The 19,251-nt window shown below is 66.7% G+C and carries 16 protein-coding genes; 13 read left to right on the top strand and 3 right to left on the bottom strand.

The window, feature by feature from the left end; genetic code table 11:
• Positions 1 to 11 precede the first annotated feature (11 nt).
• The 10 genes from ACWGQ2_RS04255 to ACWGQ2_RS04210 all read left to right on the top strand — a co-directional run bounded on the left by ACWGQ2_RS04255 (position 12) and on the right by ACWGQ2_RS04210 (position 14,689).
• The gene (locus ACWGQ2_RS04255) at positions 12 to 2,114 is read left to right on the top strand and encodes an acyltransferase family protein (RefSeq protein ID WP_452014701.1); all 2,103 of its coding nucleotides are present in this window, start codon (positions 12 to 14) and stop codon (positions 2,112 to 2,114) included.
• A 117-nt stretch (positions 2,115 to 2,231) separates the two neighbouring features.
• Complete coding sequence (gene guaB, locus ACWGQ2_RS04250; protein ID WP_452014699.1) at positions 2,232 to 3,749, top strand: IMP dehydrogenase; 1,518 nt, start codon at positions 2,232 to 2,234, stop codon at positions 3,747 to 3,749.
• Positions 3,750 to 3,828: 79 nt separating this feature from the next.
• Positions 3,829 to 4,968: a GuaB3 family IMP dehydrogenase-related protein gene (locus tag ACWGQ2_RS04245; RefSeq protein ID WP_452014697.1), complete on the top strand. Its 1,140-nt coding sequence runs from the start codon at positions 3,829 to 3,831 to the stop codon at positions 4,966 to 4,968.
• A gap of 52 nt (positions 4,969 to 5,020) precedes the next feature.
• Complete coding sequence (locus ACWGQ2_RS04240) at positions 5,021 to 6,742, top strand: glycerol-3-phosphate dehydrogenase/oxidase (protein WP_452014695.1); 1,722 nt, start codon at positions 5,021 to 5,023, stop codon at positions 6,740 to 6,742.
• Positions 6,743 to 6,758: 16 nt separating this feature from the next.
• Complete coding sequence (locus ACWGQ2_RS04235; protein ID WP_452014693.1) at positions 6,759 to 7,250, top strand: PTS sugar transporter subunit IIA; 492 nt, start codon at positions 6,759 to 6,761, stop codon at positions 7,248 to 7,250.
• 56 nt (positions 7,251 to 7,306) lie between these two features.
• Positions 7,307 to 8,116, top strand: coding sequence for an SURF1 family protein (locus ACWGQ2_RS04230; RefSeq protein ID WP_452014691.1), 810 nt, complete (start codon positions 7,307 to 7,309; stop codon positions 8,114 to 8,116).
• Entirely contained in the window at positions 8,113 to 8,538 is a 426-nt protein-coding gene (locus ACWGQ2_RS04225; RefSeq protein ID WP_452014689.1) for a DUF3817 domain-containing protein, read from the top strand. The genes ACWGQ2_RS04230 and ACWGQ2_RS04225 overlap by 4 nt, the downstream gene beginning before the upstream one ends.
• 69 nt (positions 8,539 to 8,607) lie before the next feature.
• Positions 8,608 to 10,197: a glutamine-hydrolyzing GMP synthase gene (gene guaA / locus ACWGQ2_RS04220; RefSeq protein WP_452014687.1), complete on the top strand. Its 1,590-nt coding sequence runs from the start codon at positions 8,608 to 8,610 to the stop codon at positions 10,195 to 10,197.
• Between the two features lie 87 nt (positions 10,198 to 10,284).
• Positions 10,285 to 14,217 (top strand): AAA family ATPase, encoded by a 3,933-nt coding sequence (locus tag ACWGQ2_RS04215; RefSeq protein WP_452014685.1) that lies wholly within the window; start codon positions 10,285 to 10,287, stop codon positions 14,215 to 14,217.
• Entirely contained in the window at positions 14,189 to 14,689 is a 501-nt protein-coding gene (locus ACWGQ2_RS04210; RefSeq protein WP_452014683.1) for a hypothetical protein, read from the top strand. Before ACWGQ2_RS04215 ends, ACWGQ2_RS04210 begins: the two co-directional genes overlap by 29 nt.
• Before the next feature lie 16 nt (positions 14,690 to 14,705).
• Here ACWGQ2_RS04210 and ACWGQ2_RS04205 read toward each other — a convergent pair whose 3' ends face one another.
• From ACWGQ2_RS04205 to ACWGQ2_RS04195, 3 genes are all read right to left on the bottom strand, one after another.
• On the bottom strand, positions 14,706 to 15,470 hold the full coding sequence (locus ACWGQ2_RS04205; RefSeq protein WP_452014681.1) for an RcpC/CpaB family pilus assembly protein: 765 nt from the start codon (positions 15,468 to 15,470) through the stop codon (positions 14,706 to 14,708).
• Between the two features lie 133 nt (positions 15,471 to 15,603).
• Complete coding sequence (locus ACWGQ2_RS04200) at positions 15,604 to 15,909, bottom strand: FmdB family zinc ribbon protein (protein WP_452014679.1); 306 nt, start codon at positions 15,907 to 15,909, stop codon at positions 15,604 to 15,606.
• 91 nt (positions 15,910 to 16,000) lie between these two features.
• The gene (locus ACWGQ2_RS04195; RefSeq protein ID WP_452014677.1) at positions 16,001 to 16,603 is read right to left on the bottom strand and encodes a 5-formyltetrahydrofolate cyclo-ligase; all 603 of its coding nucleotides are present in this window, start codon (positions 16,601 to 16,603) and stop codon (positions 16,001 to 16,003) included.
• Between the two features lie 68 nt (positions 16,604 to 16,671).
• Here ACWGQ2_RS04195 and galU point away from each other — a divergent pair, with 68 nt between their 5' ends.
• From galU to ACWGQ2_RS04180, 3 genes are all read left to right on the top strand, one after another.
• Positions 16,672 to 17,574: a UTP--glucose-1-phosphate uridylyltransferase GalU gene (galU, locus tag ACWGQ2_RS04190; RefSeq protein ID WP_452014675.1), complete on the top strand. Its 903-nt coding sequence runs from the start codon at positions 16,672 to 16,674 to the stop codon at positions 17,572 to 17,574.
• 4 nt (positions 17,575 to 17,578) lie between these two features.
• A complete protein-coding gene (locus ACWGQ2_RS04185) occupies positions 17,579 to 18,196 on the top strand; it encodes a GNAT family N-acetyltransferase (protein ID WP_452014673.1) in 618 nt (205 codons plus the stop codon).
• Positions 18,197 to 18,293: 97 nt separating this feature from the next.
• Positions 18,294 to 19,250 (top strand): hypothetical protein, encoded by a 957-nt coding sequence (locus tag ACWGQ2_RS04180; protein ID WP_452014671.1) that lies wholly within the window; start codon positions 18,294 to 18,296, stop codon positions 19,248 to 19,250.
• Position 19,251 lies beyond the last annotated feature (1 nt).

Raw genomic sequence — 19,251 nt, 5'->3', positions numbered from 1 at the left:
GGACACCGCAAGTGTCAGCACCCGTGCAGCACGCTGCCGCTTCGCATAACCCCCCGCACAACCCGCCGCATGCCGCCGCACCTGCAGCCGAACGCCGTTACCGGCCGGAAGTCCAGGGCCTGCGGGCCCTGGCCGTGGTACTGGTGGTTCTCTACCACGTCTGGCTGGGACGGGTTTCCGGGGGCGTGGATGTCTTCCTGCTCATTTCAGCGTTCCTGCTGACCGGCTCCTTTGTCCGCAAAGCCGAAAGCGGCCGGGCGCTGGCACTGGGCCGGTACTGGCTGAACCTGTTCAAGCGCCTTCTGCCCGCCGTCGCCGTCGTCATGCTGGCAGTCCTGGCCGCCGCGGCGGCACTGCTCCCGGCCAGCGCCCGCCAGGACCTGATCGGACAGACATGGTCCTCCCTCTTCTATTTCCAGAACTGGACCCTGGCGAACAACGCCGTGGACTACCTGGCCGCGGACCATAGTGCAGCCAGCCCCCTACAGCACTTCTGGTCCCTGTCCATCCAGGGCCAGGTCTTCATTCTGTGGCCGCTGATCTTTGCCGCTGCCCTTCCGGCGGCCAGGCTGCTGGGCAGAAGCTACCGGTCGGTGCTTGCCATGGTCTTCAGCGTGGTGTTTGTGGTGTCCCTGGCGTTCTCCGTCTGGCAAACCGGTGCCAACCAGGCCTACGCGTACTTCGACACCCGGACCAGGCTCTGGGAATTCGCGCTGGGTTCCCTGCTGGCCCTGGCCCTGCCGTACCTGCGGCCCGGGCGCCGGGTCCGGATCCTGTTTGGCTGGGCCGGTGTGCTCGCCATGCTCAGCTGCGGCATCATCCTCCAGGTCCAGCAGCAGTTCCCCGGCTACCTCGCACTGTGGCCCACTCTGGCGGCTGCCATGGTGATCGCAGGCGGAGACACCGGAAGCCGGGCAGGCGCGGACCGCTGGCTCAAAGCCAAACCCCTGGTGAAGCTGGGGGATAACTCCTACGCCCTGTACCTGTGGCACTGGCCGGTGCTGGTGTTCTGGCTGATTGCCTCCAAACAGCAGAACGCGGGCCTGGTGGACGGCGCCGTCGTCATTGCCGTCTCGCTGGTGCTGGCTGTGCTCACCACCAAGCTGGTGGAGGGGCCGCTGCGCTCCTGGTCCTGGCCGCAGGCCGCCGCGTGGCGTTCCGGGCTGGTCCTTGCAGCTTCCTTTGCCCTCGTTGCCGCGCCGCTGGCCGGCTGGCAGGCCAAGGTGGATGCGCAGGCCGAGGCAGTGCGCCTGCAGTCCATCGCGGACAACCCGGGAGCGCTGTCCCTTGATCCGGACTTCGAGACCGCGTCCTCCACCCAGGCGCTGGTGAAACCCGCGCCCTCGGAGATGGACGAGGAATGGGCGAAACTGGACGAGCCCTGCGAGGAGAGCGTGGCCCCGACCGCGGAGAGCGTACTGGAAAAGCACTGCAAGCAGATCGGCGCGGCCGCCGGTGCACAGAAAACGGTGGTAGTCCTGGGCGATTCCCATGCAATGCAGTGGACTGCTGCGCTGGGCCCGGTGGCACTGGCCAACGACTGGCACGTTGTAACGGTCCTGAAGATGGGCTGCCGGTACGGCGCCGAAGATCCGGAGCGCTCCGAGGAATGCAACGCCTTTAACCAGGCGGCGGGGGAGTACGTACTGCAGATGATGCCGGATGCAGTCTTCACCGTGGCGTCGGTGACACGGGAATCCGTGCCGGATGAAACCCTGGCCGGCGGATATGACGAGGGTGTGCGCGGCTTCGCTGAGGCCGGGATCCAGGTCCTGGCCATGCGGGATAACCCGCGGTTCGAGTTCGATATGTTCAAGTGCCTGGAATCCAACGGCTTTAATGCGCAGGAGTGCCACGTTCCGCGCAGCCAGCTGCTGGCCGAAGTGTCCCCGCTGGAAGGGCTCGAGGCGCGTATCCCCGGTGTCCGGGTCCTGGATATGAGCGACCAGTTCTGTTTTGACGACGCCTGCCCCGGAATTATCGGCAACGTGATCGTCTACAAAGACCATGACCACCTGAACCGGACATACATGGAAACCACGTCCCATGTGCTGGCGGAGCGCATCCTGGCCGCCACCGGCTGGGAAGGTGTCAGCGTGCCGGGAACCACATAGGACCAAAGCAGCCGAAGGAATAGGGAGGGGCGCTGATTTCGTTCTACGATTGGATAAACGCGGGCGTGTTGTCCCAGCCACCCCACAAAACTCTCCGGTCCTGAAAGAGGCGCGCACTTGAGCCAGCAGTCCCCAGAACACGATCCGTTCGGCTTCGTCGGACTTACCTATGACGACGTCCTTCTGCTGCCCGGCCCCACGGACGTCATCCCGTCTGAGGCGGACACCAGCTCCCGCCTGACCAAGCGCATCACCGTGCAGACCCCGCTGCTCTCCGCAGCGATGGATACGGTCACCGAATCCCGCATGGCGATCGCCATGGCTCGCCACGGCGGCCTGGGCGTCATCCACCGCAACCTTTCCATTGCCGACCAGGCCGAGCACGTGGACCGCGTCAAGCGCAGCGAATCCGGCATGATCACCAACCCGGTCACCATCGACCCGGATGCGACGCTGCAGGAACTCGATGATCTCTGCGCCCACTTCCGCGTCTCCGGCCTGCCTGTCGTCGACCCGGAAAACAAGCTCCTGGGCATCGTGACCAACCGCGACACGCGCTTCATCCCGCGTTCTGAGTACTCCAGCCGCAAGGTTGGGGAAGTTATGACCAGGATGCCGCTGATCACTGGCCGCGTGGGCATCACCCCGGAGGAGACGGTTGAGCTCCTGGGCAAGAACCGCATCGAGAAGCTTCCGCTGGTTGACGACGACGGCCGCCTCCAGGGCCTGATCACCGTCAAGGACTTCGACAAGGCCGAGCAGTACCCGCTGGCCACCAAGGACGACGAGGGCCGGCTGCGCGTCGGTGCCGCCGTCGGCTTCTTCGGCGACGGCTACGAGCGTGCCATGGCACTGGTCGACGCCGGCGTTGACGTCCTGGTGGTGGACACCGCCAACGGCCACAGCGCAGGCGTGCTGGAAATGATCGCCCGCCTGAAGAAGGACCCAGCTGCAGCCCACGTGGACGTCATCGGCGGCCAGGCAGCCACCCGCGAAGGCGCGCAGGCCCTGATCGACGCCGGTGCTGACGCCATCAAGGTTGGCGTGGGCCCGGGCTCGATCTGCACCACCCGCGTGGTTGCCGGCGTTGGCGTGCCGCAGATCACCGCCATCTACGAAGCGGCCAAGGCCGCCATTCCCGCCGGTGTTCCGGTGATCGCCGACGGCGGCCTGCAGTACTCGGGTGACATCGGCAAGGCGATCGTCGCCGGTGCAGACACCGTGATGCTCGGCGGCCTGCTGGCAGGCTCCGCTGAAAGCCCCGGAGATCTGGTGTTCGTGAACGGCAAGCAGTTCAAGACCTACCGCGGCATGGGCTCCCTGGGTGCCATGCAGACCCGCGGAAAGAACACGTCCTACTCCAAGGACCGCTACTTCCAGGCCGACGTACCCAGCGACGAGAAGCTGATCCCCGAAGGCATCGAAGGCCAGGTTCCCTACCGCGGGCCGCTGTCCGCCGTCGCGCACCAGCTGGTAGGCGGGCTCCGCCAGACCATGTTCTACACCGGCGCCCACACCATCCCCGAGCTGAAGGCCAAGGGGCGCTTCGTCCGGATCACCTCCGCCGGGCTGAAGGAATCCCACCCGCACGACATCATGATGACCGCCGAGGCACCGAACTACGGCCGCCGCTAAAGCCGGCCACTCGTGAAGCAGGCACCGTTCCAGCCGGAACGGTGCCTGCTTCTTTTAGCGACTGGGATAACCTAGAGCAGTGACTAACGAGATAGAGATCGGCCGTGGCAAGCGTGGGCGCAGAGCCTACTCCCTGGATGACGTAGCGATTGTGCCCTCCCGGCGCACCCGTGATCCCCAGGATGTCTCGGTCAACTGGCAGATAGACGCCTACCAGTTTGAGATGCCCGTCATCGGCGCCCCCATGGACTCGGTAATGTCCCCGGCCAGCGCGATTGCACTGGGCCGTCTGGGCGGACTTGGCGTCCTGAACCTCGAGGGCCTGTGGACCCGGTACGAGGATCCACAGCCGATCCTGGACGAAATCGCCGTCCTCAGCGAAGAGAACTTCAACCCTTCAGCCACCCGCCGCCTGCAGGAGATCTACGCTGCGCCGATTCAGGCCGAGCTGATCACCTCCCGTCTGGCGGAAATGCGCGAAGCGGGCGTCACCGTAGCCGGCTCCCTGACCCCGCAGCGGACCCAGGAGTTCTACAAGACCGTCCTGGCCGCCGGCGTGGACATCTTCGTGATCCGCGGAACCACGGTCTCCGCCGAACACGTCTCCAAGAACGTTGAACCGCTGAACCTCAAGCAGTTCATCTACGAACTGGACGTCCCCGTGATCGTCGGCGGAGCAGCCGGCTACACCCCGGCCCTGCACCTGATGCGCACCGGCGCTGCCGGCGTCCTGGTCGGCTTCGGCGGCGGCGCCACGACGACGACGCGGCGCGCACTGGGCATCCACGCTCCGATGGCCACCGCCATCTCTGACATCGCCGAAGCCCGCCGGGACTACATGGACGAGTCCGGTGGACGGTACGTCCACGTGATCGCCGACGGCGGCATGGGCACCAGCGGCGACATCATCAAGGCAATCGCCATGGGTGCCGACGCCGTCATGCTCGGTTCCGCACTGGCCCGCGCCGAGGAAGCCCCCGGACGCGGCTGGCACTGGGGACAGGAAGCCCACCACAGCGAACTGCCGCGCGGGGACCGGGTCCACCTGAACACCGTTGGCCCGCTGAAGGAAGTCCTGTGGGGCCCCTCGCACCACACCAACGGAACCTCCAACCTGATGGGCGCCCTGCGGCGGGCCATGGCAACAACCGGCTACTCTGACCTGAAGGCGTTCCAGCGTATAGACGTGCTGGTCTCGCCATACCTTTACAACACCTGAGCAGGACCAATCCCACCACCCGCGGGGCACGCTTCAGAGAGGAACCTAGACCATGGCAACAGATGCACTTAGTCCGGAATACCGCGAAGAAGCCCTGCAAAGACTGCGTTCGACGTCAGAACCCGGCGGCCAGCTGGATGTCCTGATCGTCGGCGGCGGGGTGGTGGGTGCCGGGGCCGCGCTGGACGCAGTGACCCGCGGCCTCAAGGTTGGCATGGTGGAAGCCCGTGACTGGGCCTCCGGAACTTCCTCACGCTCCTCCAAGCTCATCCACGGCGGTCTGCGCTACCTGGAGATGCTGGACTTCGCGCTGGTCCAGGAAGCGCTCAAGGAACGGGGCCTGCTGCTGCAGCGCATCGCTCCGCACCTGGTGAAGCCCGTGCCGTTCCTCTACCCGCTGACCAAGCGTTTCGTGGAGCGGCCCTACGTGGGCGCCGGCATTTTCCTCTACGACACCCTGGGGATGACGTCCGGCAACTCCCGCGGAGTGCCCATGCAGAAGCACCTCAGCCGCCGCGGGACCCTGCGTGCTGCACCGAGCCTCAAGGATGACGCCATGATCGGCTCCATCCGCTACTACGACGGCCAGGTGGACGACGCCCGGTACGTCGCCAACATGGTCCGCACCGCCGTCCACTACGGAGCCGCCGCAGTGAACCGGCTCGCCGTCGTCGACTTCCTCCGCGAGGGGGAGCGTGTGGTTGGTGCCCGCGTCCGTGACCAGGAGACCGGTGAAGAGTTCGACGTCGCCGCCAGCCAGGTGGTCAACGCCACCGGTGTCTGGACCGACGAAACCCAGGCCATGGTCACCGACCGCGGCCAGCTGAAGGTCCGTGCCTCCAAGGGCATCCACCTGGTGGTTCCCCGGGACCGCATCCAGTCCACCGTTGGCATGATCCTGCGCACTGAAAAGTCCGTGCTCTTTGTCATCCCGTGGGGACGGCACTGGATCATCGGCACCACGGACACCGACTGGAACCTGGACAAGTCCCATCCGGCCGCCACGTCCGCGGACATCGACTACCTGCTTGAACACGTCAACCGTGTGCTGAAGCGGCCGCTGACCCGTGAAGACGTCGAGGGCGTCTACGCCGGACTGCGTCCGCTCCTGGCCGGGGAGAACGATTCCACCGCCAAGCTGTCCCGCGAGCACGTCGTCGCGCACCCCGTGCCCGGACTGGTGGTTGTGGCCGGCGGCAAGTGGACCACGTACCGCGTCATGGCCAAGGACGCCGTGGACGAGGCCGCGCGGGCCCTGGATGAGAAGGTCCCCGAATCCTGCACGCAGACCATCCCGCTGCTTGGCGCCGTCGGCTACAAGGCAGCCTGGAACCGCCGGCACCGCACGGCGGAGGAATACGGAATTCACGTTGTCCGCGTGGAGCACCTGCTCAACCGCTACGGAGCGCTCTCCGGTGAGGTCCTGGACCTGATCGCCGCGGACCCGGCCCTGGGCGAACCGCTGCCAGGCGCTGACGACTATCTTGGCGCCGAAGTTGTCTACGCCACCACTCACGAGGGCGCACGCCACATCGAGGACGTGCTGGCACGCCGTACCCGGATCTCGATTGAGTCCTGGGACCGCGGAGTCTCGGCAGCACCGGTCGTCGCAGAGCTGATGGCACCGATCCTGGGCTGGGACGAAGCCCGCGTCGAAGAGGAAGTGCGCCACTACCTCGCCCGGGTGGAAGCCGAACGCCTCAGCCAGGAACAGCCCGACGACGTCTCCGCCGACGCTGCCCGCCTGGCCGTCCAGGACATCGCGCCGCGCTGAACCGGAGCACTGACGCATGAGTGAGCTCAGCCTGAACGCGTCCGGCGCCGTCCTTACCGAGCCGGAAATGGTCATCCTTGAAATGGTGGCCACTGACAGGGACGACGCCGCGGCGCAGCTGGCCGAACGGCTGTACGCCCAGGGACGCATTGATGATCTGGACGGTTTCCTGAAGGACGTCACGGCCCGGGAGCACCAGATGGCCACCGGGCTGCCCGGCGGCATTGGGCTGCCCCATGCCCGCAGCACGCACACGGTGAAGACCTCGATCGCCGTCGGCGTCTGCAAATACGGGCACAGTGTGGACTTCGGTGCCTCCGACGGCCCTGCGACCGTGGTGCTGCTCATAGCCACGCCGGCAGGGGCCTACTCGGAGCACCTGGAGGTGCTGGCCACGCTGGCCCGGTCCCTGTTCCGGCCGTCCTTCCGGGAGTCCCTGCGCCGCGCGCAGGACCCGGAAGTCATCGCCGAGCTCATGAATTCCTCGCTGGTGTTCTTTGACCACTGAGTTCGGCGGGGAGGCCGCATTGGGTTTTCTACACGACTACGAAGTACCGTTAAGCCGTGCTTAAGACTGCCCTGCAACCGCGCTGGATCGCCGGACTGCTGTTTGCCCTGGCCATATCCACCGTGTTTGTGCTGCTCTCCGAGTGGCAGTTTTCGGCAGCCGAGAACGAGGGTCCGCCGCCTGCGGAGGACACTGAAGCCGTCCTCCCGCTGACCGAGTTCTTCACCCCAGGCGTACCGCTCTACGGCAGCCAGGCAGACCAGATGGTGACTTTCACCGGTTCCTTCCAGCCCGAAGACCAGGTGCTGATCGACAACCGCCTGCTTGACGGCGAAGACGGCTACTGGGTGGTCACCGCGTTCGACGTCGACGGCGCCCCGCAGGACGCAGCGATCCCCGTGGTGCGCGGCTGGACGGAAGAAGCCGGCGGCGCCGGAACCGCCCCTGAGGGGGAAATCACCATTACCGGCCGGCTGCTCCCGCCCGAGGCCCCGATCGCCGGACCGGTGCCGGAGGGCACGGTCGCCTCGCTTTCGAGTGCCGAACTCAGCAATATCTGGGACCAGCCGCTGTACTCGGCCTTTGTCACTGCGCACGAGACCACGGCGGACGGTGCTCCGGTTGAGACCGGACTGCAGACCGTCACCGTGGCACCGCAGCCGCAGGAAACAACCATCAACTGGCTGAACATCTTCTACGCGGTTGAATGGGTGGTCTTTGCCGGCTTCTCCGTCTTCCTGTGGTGGCGCCTGCTGGCCGATTCATACCAGCGCAGCCTCGAAGAGGACGAGTACGAAGACGACGAATATGAAGACGATGAGTACGACGACGAACCCGGCACAACCACCAGTGAGGTAAAGAAGTGAGCGACCCCGCAGTCACCCGGCAGCCGCGCCCGAAGAAGAAGAAGAAGCGCCGCTTCGGCGGCACCCACGCGCAGATCCGGACGGCCCTGGCGTTCTACAAGGTCTCCTCGTGGGTGACCGGTATCTTCCTGCTGCTGCTCGTGGCCGAAATGATCATGAAGTACGTGCTGGAAATCCCGCCGGTCATCGTGGGCGGCCTGAACCTGTACACGGCTGTGCTGATCGCGCACGGCTGGCTCTACGTGGTTTACCTGTTCGCGGACTTCCGGCTGTGGCAGCTGATGCGCTGGCCGTTCTCCAAGTTCATTGTCATTGCCCTGGGCGGTGTGGTGCCGTTCCTGTCCTTCATCGTGGAAACCCGCACCCACAAGCAGGTTCTCGCGGAACTCGAAGCACACCCCGAAGCCGCCAAGCGGTACTAGGACATCGCCTCACCGCCTGCAACCTGCACAATGTGCAGGCGGCGGGCCCGGGCGACTATCCTTGAAACCGTGACTAATCCCGCGACTGCTCCCATTGAAGAGCGCCCCGTCCTGGTTGTGGACTACGGTGCCCAGTACGCCCAGCTGATTGCCCGGCGCGTACGCGAAGCCGACGTTTACTCCGAGGTCGTGCCGCACACCTACAGCACCCAGGAACTCCTGGCCAAGAACCCCGCCGCGATCATCCTCTCCGGCGGACCCTCCAGCGTGTACGCCGAAGGCGCACCGAAGGTGGATCCCGCACTGTTCGACGCAGGTGTTCCGGTTTTCGGTATCTGCTACGGCTTCCAGGCCATGGCAGCAGCCCTCGGCGGCAAGGTCGCCAAGACCGGCATGCGCGAATACGGTTCCACGGACGCCGCCGCAGTAAACGGCTCCCGTTCCATCCTCGAGGGAACCCCCGAGCACCAGAACACCTGGATGAGCCACGGCGACAGCGTCCACGAAGCTCCCGAGGGCTTCGAGGTCCTCGCCAGCACCGCCGGCGCCCCCGTAGCCGCCTTCGCGAACGAAGAGAAGCAGCTTTACGGTGTCCAGTGGCACCCGGAAGTGAAGCACTCGGCCCACGGCCAGCAGGTGCTGGAAAACTTCCTGTTCAAGGGCGCCCGGCTGGACCGCAGCTGGACCACCGGCAACATCGTCGAAGAGCAGGTCGAACGGATCCGTGAACAGATCGGTTCCTCCCGCGTGATCTGCGGCCTGTCCGGCGGCGTTGACTCCGCGGTGGCTGCCGCCCTGGTGCAGCGCGCCGTCGGCGACCAGCTCACCTGTGTCTTCGTTGACCACGGACTGCTGCGCGAAGGCGAAGCAGAGCAGGTTGAGCGCGATTTCGTCGCCGCCACCGGCGTCAACCTCTACGTTGCCAATGAGCAGGAACGCTTCCTGAGCGCCCTTGCCGGCGTCACCGACCCGGAAACGAAGCGCAAAATCATCGGCCGCGAATTCATCCGCGCATTCGAAGAAGCCGAACGCGCCATCATGGCCGAAGCCAACGCGGCAGGGGAGCCGATCCGCTTCCTCGTCCAGGGCACGCTGTACCCGGACGTCGTCGAATCCGGCGGCGGCGAAGGCGCAGCGAACATCAAGAGCCACCACAATGTGGGCGGCCTTCCCGAGGACATGCAGTTCGAACTGGTAGAGCCCCTGCGCCTGCTGTTCAAGGACGAAGTCCGTGCCGTTGGGCGCGAACTCGGCCTGCCGGCGGAGATCGTCGGCCGCCAGCCGTTCCCCGGTCCCGGACTGGGCATCCGCATCATCGGTGAAGTTACCAAGGGCCGCCTGGACCTGCTGCGCCGTGCAGACGCGATCGCCCGTGCGGAGCTCACCGCGGCCGGCCTGGATGAGGAAGTCTGGCAGATGCCGGTTGTGCTCCTGGCTGACGTCCGCAGCGTGGGCGTTCAGGGCGACGGCCGCACCTACGGCCACCCGATCGTCCTGCGTCCGGTGTCCAGTGAGGACGCCATGACCGCTGACTGGTCCCGGCTTCCGTACGACCTGCTCGCACGGATCTCCAACCGAATCACCAACGAGGTGGACGGCGTTAACCGGGTGGTGCTGGACGTAACCAGCAAGCCCCCGGGAACCATCGAGTGGGAGTAGCATCATAGGGCGCGGGGGACGGCTGAAGAGCCGTCCCCCGCGTTGCTATCCGGAGCTATTCGCCTAATTGACGATAGCTTGGAAGGTATGCCAGTTTGGTCGAGATCGTCGCGCGGAAGTGCAGGAAAGAGGGCATCAGTGTCTGAGCAGAATCCCGGGGACAGCGCCTCGGACTTCCTGCTGCCGTGGCTGGCCGGACTGGGCCAGCACGCCGGTTCGGACACGCTGCTGCATTTCACGGTCACGCCGGAGAACAGCATCGACCTGACCCACGCACACCCCTCCGGCCTGGCCCAGCTGCTGGCCGGACGCCGGACCAGGCTCTCAACCCTGCTCCGCGACGCGGAGCACTACCGCACCGCAATGCGCGCAGCCCGCTCGCTGCGCGCCAAGATCTACGAACTGGGATCTGACCGGGGCATCGACGTCGGCTACCTCGCTGCCGGGACTGCTTCCTGGCGCTATGCCTCCGATGAAGCCGTGCGCCCCGAATCCCTCACGGCACCGGTGATGCTCACCGCCGTCAGCCTCACAGTTCACGCCTCGCAGGACGACTACGAACTCCAGCTCACCGGCAAGGCCGAGCTCAACCCTGCGCTGATCCGCCACCTGGAAAACCAGCAGGGGCTCGACGTCGACGCCGACTCCCTGGCACGCCTGGCGTACGGTACGGCACGCTTCGATCCGCACCCGGTCCTGGAACGCCTCCGCGGCCTCACGGAAGGGGTCCGCGGCATGAACATCGAACACCGCCTGCTGGTCTCCACCTTCGCTGACCTCCCGGACCTTGCCGAGGATACTGCGCTGGATCCCTCCCATCCGGTCCTGCGCGCCCTGATGGACGCAGCAGTTGGCGGCAGTACGGCCGTGCCGGAACCCGCCGATCCCGGACTTCCGCCGCTTGATGACCGCGCACCGGCCGATGAGCTCCTGGTCATGGACGCGGACCGTGAGCAGCAGGACGTACTGGACCTGGCAGGGGCAGGAACGTCCCTTGTGGTGTCGGCGCCCCCCGGAACCGGCCAGACCCAGACTGCCGTGAACGCTGCCGCCGCACTGGTTAACGCGGGTAAATCCGTGCTGGTGGTCGCTGAGCGCCGCGGCACGCTGAACGAGTTCGTCTCCGCCCTGGACAGCCTGAACCTGGGGTCCCTGGTGCTGCAGCTCGGCGCCGGGCTGAGCGAAGAAGCACTGCGGGACCGCCTCGTCCGGGCGATCGTGCGCAGCGAAAAGGCTGCCGAGCCGAACCTGGGGAACCTGCACAAGGTCCTGCAGGAGAGCCGCCACCAGCTGCGCGACCACGTTAAGTCCCTGCACAACGTCCGTCAGCGCTGGGGATGCTCGCCGTACCAGGCAATGCAGTCCCTCGCCGAGCTCACCTCGCTTTCACCTGCGCCGGCCACTACCGTGCGGCTGAAGCGCAGTGTGCTGGACAGCATCACGGACCGCACGGAACTGACCGGGCGCCTGCGGCGGGCCGCGGAGCTGGGCAGCTTCTCGCGGGCAGCTGTTTCGAGCCCCTGGTTCGGGGCCAAGCTGCTGAACCGCAAGGAAACCGAGGCAGCCCACAAACTCACCGAGGAGCTGGCCGAGGCGCTGCCCCGGCTGCGTGCCCGGGTACAGGAAGTTGCCGAGCACTCCCAGATCCGGCTGGGGGAGACCTTCGCCCAGTGGGGTGAACAGCTGCAGCTGCTGGTTGCCGTCCGCGAAAGCCTGGACAAGTTCACTCCGGATATCTTTGACCGGCCGGTTACCGACCTGATCTCCGCTACCGCATCATCTTCCTGGCGGCGTGAGCACGGGGTGGACATGAGTTCCATGACCCGTTCCCGCCTGCGCCGGGTGGCGAAGGAGTACATCCGTCCGGGCGTGCACATTTCCGACCTCCACACCTCGCTGGTACAGGTGCAGCAGCAGCGCGGCATCTGGACGCGCTACGCCACCACCCAGCGCCACCCGTCGGTTCCGACCGGCCTGGCCGACCTGAACCGGACGTACCTTGAGGTCAAGAACCAGCTGGACGAGCTGACCCGAATACTCGCCGGAACCCCGGACAAGCCGGACCTGGCAGCGCAGTCGCTGGATGACCTGGAGAAGAAGCTGCGGGCCCTCGCCGGGGACAAGGAAACCCTGGAGACCCTGCCCGAACGGACCCTCCTGGTGGATGAGATGCGGGGGCAGGGCCTCGGTGAGCTGCTGGACGACCTCGAAGAACGCGAAGTGACCCCGCGCCAGGTCGGCTACGAACTGGAGCTGGCCTGGTGGCAGTCCGCCCTGGAAGCCATGATCAGCGGCGATGATTACCTGGCGATGTCCGACGGCGACAGCCTGCGCCGGCTCGAAGCAGAGTACCGTCTGGCAGACAACGCACACATTGCCTCCGGTGCGTCCCGGCTGCGCTGGGAACTGGCGCGGCGCTGGCGTGAAGGCATCAAGTCCCGTCCCAAGGATGCCGCACGGCTGCGAGACGTCATCAAGACGGGTCCGCTCACGGTGGACTCACTTTCCGGCCAGTCCGATGAGCTTGTGGCTTCGCTGCTGCCCGTCTGGGCTGCCAGCCCGCTGCTGCTGCCCATGATGCTTCCGGGATCCCGGCGCTTCGACGCCGTCATCATCCTGGACGCGGAGTCCATGAGCCTGCAGGCAGCGGTGCCGGCGATTGCCCGCGCGGAACAGGTGATCGCCTTCGGTGACGGAAACCTCGGCGGACCCCGGCCCTTCACCATCAATGTCCAGCGCTCCGAGGCCGGAACAGCCGACGATGAACTGCCCAGTGCCTTCGCCGCGCTCTCCCGCATCCTGCCCGTCCGCAGCCTCTCCACGGTCTACCGCGGTACGGACAAGCACCTGCTCAAGCAGCTCAGCGACGAGTTCTATGAGGGACGCCTGTCCTGGGTGCCCCGCGGAGACGAAGTAGCTACCGGGGAACGGCCGCTCACCGTGGAATACCTTGCTGACGGAACCGGCATGCCCAGTGCCGATCAGGAGGGCGTGGAAAGCGTCTCGGCAGAGGTCAACCGGGTAGTTGACCTGGTCTTTGAACACGTCCGGCGCCGGCCCAGCCAGTCGCTGGCAGTCATCACCGCAAGCCCGCGGCATGCTGTACGGGTTGCGGAGGCTATCCGGGTCCAGATGGCCAACTTCCCGTGGGCGGCGGATTTCTTCGCCCCCGGTGCAGAATCCTTCCGGGTAGTCCCGGCGGACCGCGCCGCCGGCCTGGTCCGCGATGCCGTGATCTTCTCACTCGGCTTTGGCCGCACCCCGCACGGCCGTGCCCTGCATAACTTCGGCCTGCTCTCGGAGCCGGGCGGCCGGGGACGGTTCGTCAACGCTATGACCCGTGCCCGCCATCGTCTCCACGTCTTGACCTGTTTCCAGCCCTCCGACCTTGACGAGTCAAGGCTGGGGCACGGTGCCCTGGACTTCTACCGCCTTCTGGTGCGAGAGCTTGATGCCCGCCCCGCCGAAGCAGCAAAGGAACGCCCGGCCGGAAACTCGATCATGGCAGACGACCCGCTGGTCGCGGACCTGGTGGGCCGGCTGCGGTCCCGCGGTGCGGAGGTCTGGGACCACTACGACGACGTGATTGACATTGTTGCCACCGTGCGCCGGTCTGCGGATGCGGACCCTGCCGTTCCCATGGCCATCGAATCAGACGGCACGGCGCGTTACCGCAGCATGAGCGTGCGCGAACGCAGCCGGCTGCGCCCGCAGCTCCTGGAGAGGCTCGGCTGGCGCTACATGCCGCTGTGGACCATCGAGGTCTTCACCGACCCGGCAGCCTGTGCTGACCTGGTGGGCCGCTACCTGGGCCTGCCGGCAGCCGACCCTGAGCCCGAACCCATCCGTGAAGCCCGTCCGGCGCCCGCGCAGGCCACAGTGGTGCCGCACGGCAGTACCCGGATCCGTCCGCGCTCAGAGGAACAACCCAACCCGGCCATCCGCGCCGCGGCAGCCGCTGCGGCAGCAGCCGGTGGAATCGACAAAGAACATGAGCCAGGAACAGAACACCAGCCCTGAACCGGACGCCCCATCCACTGACGGGGCCGCAGCGGGCGCGGGCAGCGGAAATGCCGTCCCGCCGGAAGCCGGATCCACCCAAACGGGAACGTCCCCGGTGACCGGCAAAAGGCGGCCGCGGCGCAGCACATCGGCACCCACGCGGCTGAGGCAGGCAGCAGAACTGCTGCATACCGCTCCGGCCGCGGCGCCTGAACCATCCCGCGGGTCCGGCTCGGAATCAGAAACCGCCGCCGGAGCGGACCGGCCTTCGGACGGCGGGCCGGGAGGCCGGCATACCGGCGGGCACCCTGCAGCGGACACCCCGGACACCCGAACCGGAACGAACCCGCCGTCAGGCGCGGGTCCTGGAAGACGGGGAACCGGGATCCTGCCGCAGACGGCCGGAGAAGATGACCCTCGTGCCTGGGGCGATTCCCCGGAGGACACCTCAGCCTGGCTGCGTGAGCAGCGTCCGCCCCACTGGGGCTAGCCTGCGGCAGGCATTCTCACGGCGGCTGCGTGCCGCTGGGAACCAGATAAACCTGCTTCCGCACTGAGGCGACGGCGAGCGCAGCAGCATCTGCCCGCTGGGCTGCCACCACCACCAGCTGTTCCCCAGCCTGCCCCGAGTCAGCTCCGGGCCAGGGGCCCCGGGTACCGGTACTGCCTGTCACCCAGAGCACCGGCACCCCGGCCGCCAGGACCGCCGCCTGTCCGGATTCTCCGTCGAACCCTTCATCCGGGGCCACCACCACATCCACCAGGATGCCCGGCGAGAGAAGCCCGGCCGCTGCAGGGTCTGCAGGCCGCAGGGGAACTGCTGCCGAACCGTCCGGTGCTCCGGTGAGCATGCCCTCGCCCACCAGAACGTTCCCGGTGAGCACGGTGCCTTCGGGAAGCGGTACGGCCAGCTGCTCACCGACTGCCAGCGGGATGTCCGCAACTGCGCCGGGCGGAAGGGTATCCGCCGGAATCCGGGCCCGGCGGAGATCCTGATGCGACAGAATGTGTCCCGCAGGCAGATCCCGGGCCGCAGCAGCCGCAGCCGTGGTGGGTGGTTCGGCGGGCAGCAGTGCCTGGACCGTGATTCCCGCGGCGGCGGCCGCAGCCAGCCCGGCCAGCAGCCGGCGCCTGCGGATAAAAAACCTGAGCCGACGCCCGCGCCCGTTCTGGCTGCGGGAAGAAGGCACGGTGCGGTTCACAGCCGCGGGGTTCGGCCGGCCCCGGCCATGCTTTCTGGCGGCGCGGCCAAGCCGCAGTGCAGTGAACATGCCCCCAGCATCCTCCGGGCATCCGCCCCGGCTGCCGGATCCGCGGAACCGGTGGGTACAGAAAAGGCGCCCCGGCCTCCTGTGGAGGAGCGGGGCGCCTTGCTGAGTCTTGCTTAGCGGCGGCGGGGTCCGGTCAGCTGGCAGCTGCTGCGGGTGCCGCGGACGAGGATGCGGATGCCGGTGCAGCCTTGGCGGTGCTTTCCTTGGCGGGGGCGTCCTTGGAGGCGTCCTTCGAAGGGGCGGCCGGAACGGTGGAAGCTGCGTCACGTGAATCGGTGCGGTAAAAGCCGGAGCCCTTGAAGACCACACCTACGCTGTTGAACTTCTTGCGCAGGTTGCCTCCGCACTCGGGGCACACGGTGAGGCTGTCATCGGTGAAGGACTGCTGGATATCGAACGCGTGGCCGCAATCCTTGCAGGCATAGGCATACGTGGGCACTCTTACTCCTCCTGAAGGGCGAAAGGAAGGCCTCAGCAGTGTCGTTTCCGCAGCCCGGGCGGGCTGGGTTGGCACTCTGCGGCCTAGAGTGCTAAGTATACACCTCGCGGCCGGTCACCGGCATATACCCAGCCGGGCGCAGCACCCCGTCCACAGGTACGTCCAGTGCATCGGCCGGGAGGGTGCCCGGCGCTGTGAGTTCATGATCGTGAACGACGGCCACCACCGGTGCTGTCCCGCCGCCGGCGCGGTACTGCGTCAGGAAACGGTCGTAATAACCGCCCCCTTTGCCCATCCGGGTGCCGTCCTCGGCGACTGCCAGCGCCGGGATGAGGAGCAGGTCCAGCCCGAGTACCCGGGCCAGGTCCCAGCGCGGGCCTTCGGGTTCAGGGATGCCCGGAAACAGGCCCGGGACCAGCGGGGTTCCAGGCGTCCAGGGGCACCAGGAGAGCTGGTATCCGGGCTCGCAGACGGGCACCACTACAGTGTGTCCGGCCGAATGCAGGGCAGAGAGAAGGGCTGAGGTATCCGGTTCACTCCCGGCAGAGAGATAGCAGCTGACCAGGGACCCCGGTTTCAGGGCACGCAGCAGCGGCTCGGCGGCAGCGGCCAGCGGCTCCGGCGCCGGCCGGTGCATGTCCCGCCGCTGCTGCTTGAACCTGGCACGCACCTGCTCTTTTGTTTCGCCGCTCATGAATCCATTGTGCCCTCAGCGGCGCTGCATTTGGCGTGCTTAGCGTTCACTTAGGTACTCTTACCGTCATGACCACACGCCCTAAGATCACCAAAGCCGTAATTCCCGCCGCCGGCCTGGGTACGCGCTTCCTTCCGGCCACCAAGGCCATGCCAAAGGAAATGCTTCCGGTGGTGGACAAGCCTGCCATCCAGTACGTCGTCGAAGAAGCCGTCAACGCGGGCATGCCCGACATCCTGATGATCACGGGCCGGAACAAGCGTTCCCTCGAAGACCACTTCGACCGGGTTCCCTTCATCGAACAGACTCTGAAGGACAAGGGCGACGACGAGAAGCTGGCCCTGGTCCGCGAGTCGTCCGAACTGGGCGAAATCCACTACCTGCGCCAGGGAGACCCCAAGGGACTGGGCCACGCCGTGCTGCGCGCCAAGCTGCACATCGGCGATGACCCGTTTGCCGTCCTGCTCGGTGATGACCTGATCGATGCCCGTGACCCGCTGCTGGAGACAATGGTGGAGGTCCAGGCTAAGACCGGCGGCTCCGTTGTTGCCCTTATTGAGGTGGAGCCTGACCAGATCAGCGCCTACGGCTGCGCCGACATCTCGGTCATCGAGGGCGAAGACTACGTCCGCGTCAACAAGCTGGTCGAGAAGCCGGACGCCGCGGATGCGCCGTCGAACCTCGCCGTCATTGGCCGCTACGTGCTGCACCCCTCCGTTTTCGGCGTGCTCGAAGAAACCGGCCCCGGCCGCGGCGGAGAAATCCAGCTTACCGATGCCCTCCAGACCCTGGCCGGCACCGAGGGTGAGGGCGGCGGCGTCTACGGCGTCGTCTTCCGCGGCCGCCGCTACGACACGGGTGACAAGCTGAGCTACCTCAAGGCCGTTGTCACGCTCGCTTCCGAGCGCGAAGACCTTGGCCCGGACCTGCGTGCCTGGCTGAAGGACTTCAACACCTCCGACGAAGGCTAGCCACGTGCTGGGGTCGGCGATCTGGCCGGTGACGCTGGAAAGCGGCGACCTCATTCTTCGGCCGATCCGCTACCGGGACCGCACTGAATGGAATTCGGTGCGGTCCCGGAATGCTGAGTGGATCGGGCCGTGGGAAGCCACTAATCCGCTGCCGGGCAGCCCGCTGCCTTCCTATGCCGGGATGGTCCGCAGCCTGAACCAGCAGGCCCGCCAGGACACAGCGCTCCCGTTCCTGATTACGGAGCGGCAGGGCGGTCTCCGCAGCTCCCCGGCAATCGTGGGCCAGCTGACTGTTTCCTCCATCATCTGGGGGTCGGGGCGCATGGCGACCCTGGGCTACTGGGTGGATCAGGCACGGGCCGGACGGGGCATCGCTCCCACTGCCGTTGCGCTGGCTACTGACCACTGCTTCAGGGTCCTTGGGCTGCACCGCATGGAAATCAATATCCGGCCGGAGAACGGGCCGAGCCTGCGGGTGGTGCAGAAGCTTGGTTTCCGGGAGGAAGGACTGAGGAAGCGCTACCTTCACATCGCCGGAAAATGGGCTGACCACCTGAGCTTTGCCCTTACCGCAGAGGAAGTCCCGGACGGGCTGCTTGCCCGGCTGGCATCCGGGCGCTGACTTCGGGTTATGAAGACCGCAGCCATTCTCCGGCTGTGATTCGACACACCCTGCTCAATGCCGGATACCGCCGCCGTTTTCTCATACGGTCGTAGTTGTGGACTTCCCTCTTAACAGCTCCCTGGTCCTGGCAGCAGCCGTCGGGCTCTGGCTGCTGTGGGTTGCCCCCCAGTACCTGCATGGAAAGCAGGTGCCTGCCCCGTCCCGGGGAGGAACAGGCACCTCCGCCCTCGCAGCCAGCAGTGCCGCCACCGAACCGGACCCAAGTTCTCAGGGGAACACCATGCACAACACCAGCACCGGCGTCCAGCACACGCCGCACCCGAAGGGAAGCTCCGGATCCGGAGCCGGCCCCGCGGGCCAGGCTGCCGCGGTTAACGCTCCCGGACCCCTGAAGATTCGCTACGGCCGCCTGTCGCTGGCAGTCCTGGGGCTTGCCTTCACCCTGACCGTCCTGGCCGGGGGTATCGCTGCTCTTTTTGGTGCCGTTTCAGGCTGGATTCCGGCCGGAGCGGCACTTGGTGCCGTCGCCGCGGTCGCCGCTCTCCGCAGCCTTGCTGTCCGTGACCAGCGTGCCCGCCGTGCCCGCAGGGAAGCGGCCGCCGCGCGGCAGACACGGGCATCCGCTGCTCCTGCACCGGTGCGCAGCAATCCGAAAGCGGATACCGTCTTTGACGCCGCCGGTGAAGAAGCCGTCCGCAGGGCACAGCTGCCCGAAGAAGCAGGGCCGGTCCGGCCCGCTGCTCCGGCACCCAAGCCCGTTCCCCGCCTGACGGCGGAGGAACTGCGCGCTGCAGCACTTGCTGAAGCCGCCAAGAGCGCAGAAGCCTCTTCCTGGCAGCCAGTCGCCGTTCCGAAGCCGACGTATGTGGATGCCCCGGTGGCTCCGCGTCCGGCGCCGGCTCCGCTGGCGGTTCCCGCCTCACCCAAGCCCGTGCTCAAGACACCTATCCGTCCGGTCACCGCACCGGCAGCCGGCAGCACCGCCATTGAACCGCGCCCCGCAACGGGCATCCTGAACCTCGACGACGTTCTGCAGCGGCGCCGCGCCTAGA

The sequence above is a fragment of the Arthrobacter sp. NPDC055585 genome, from assembly GCF_053619115.1.
The sequence above is the reverse complement of the archived record's forward strand: the minus strand, read 5'-3'. Positions and strand labels throughout refer to the sequence as shown.

What these genes read in the sequence shown, in the direction of transcription:
- ACWGQ2_RS04195 (WP_452014677.1), bottom strand. Translation starts at nt 16,603, where the DNA reads ATGAGCGGCGAAACAAAAGAGCAGGTGCGTGCCAGGTTCAAGCAGCAG.
- ACWGQ2_RS04235 (WP_452014693.1), top strand. Translation starts at nt 6,759, where the DNA reads ATGAGTGAGCTCAGCCTGAACGCGTCCGGCGCCGTCCTTACCGAGCCG.
- ACWGQ2_RS04210 (WP_452014683.1), top strand. Translation starts at nt 14,189, where the DNA reads ATGAGCCAGGAACAGAACACCAGCCCTGAACCGGACGCCCCATCCACT.
- ACWGQ2_RS04205 (WP_452014681.1), bottom strand. Translation starts at nt 15,470, where the DNA reads ATGTTCACTGCACTGCGGCTTGGCCGCGCCGCCAGAAAGCATGGCCGG.
- galU (WP_452014675.1), top strand. Translation starts at nt 16,672, where the DNA reads ATGACCACACGCCCTAAGATCACCAAAGCCGTAATTCCCGCCGCCGGC.
- ACWGQ2_RS04215 (WP_452014685.1), top strand. Translation starts at nt 10,285, where the DNA reads ATGCCAGTTTGGTCGAGATCGTCGCGCGGAAGTGCAGGAAAGAGGGCA.
- ACWGQ2_RS04240 (WP_452014695.1), top strand. Translation starts at nt 5,021, where the DNA reads ATGGCAACAGATGCACTTAGTCCGGAATACCGCGAAGAAGCCCTGCAA.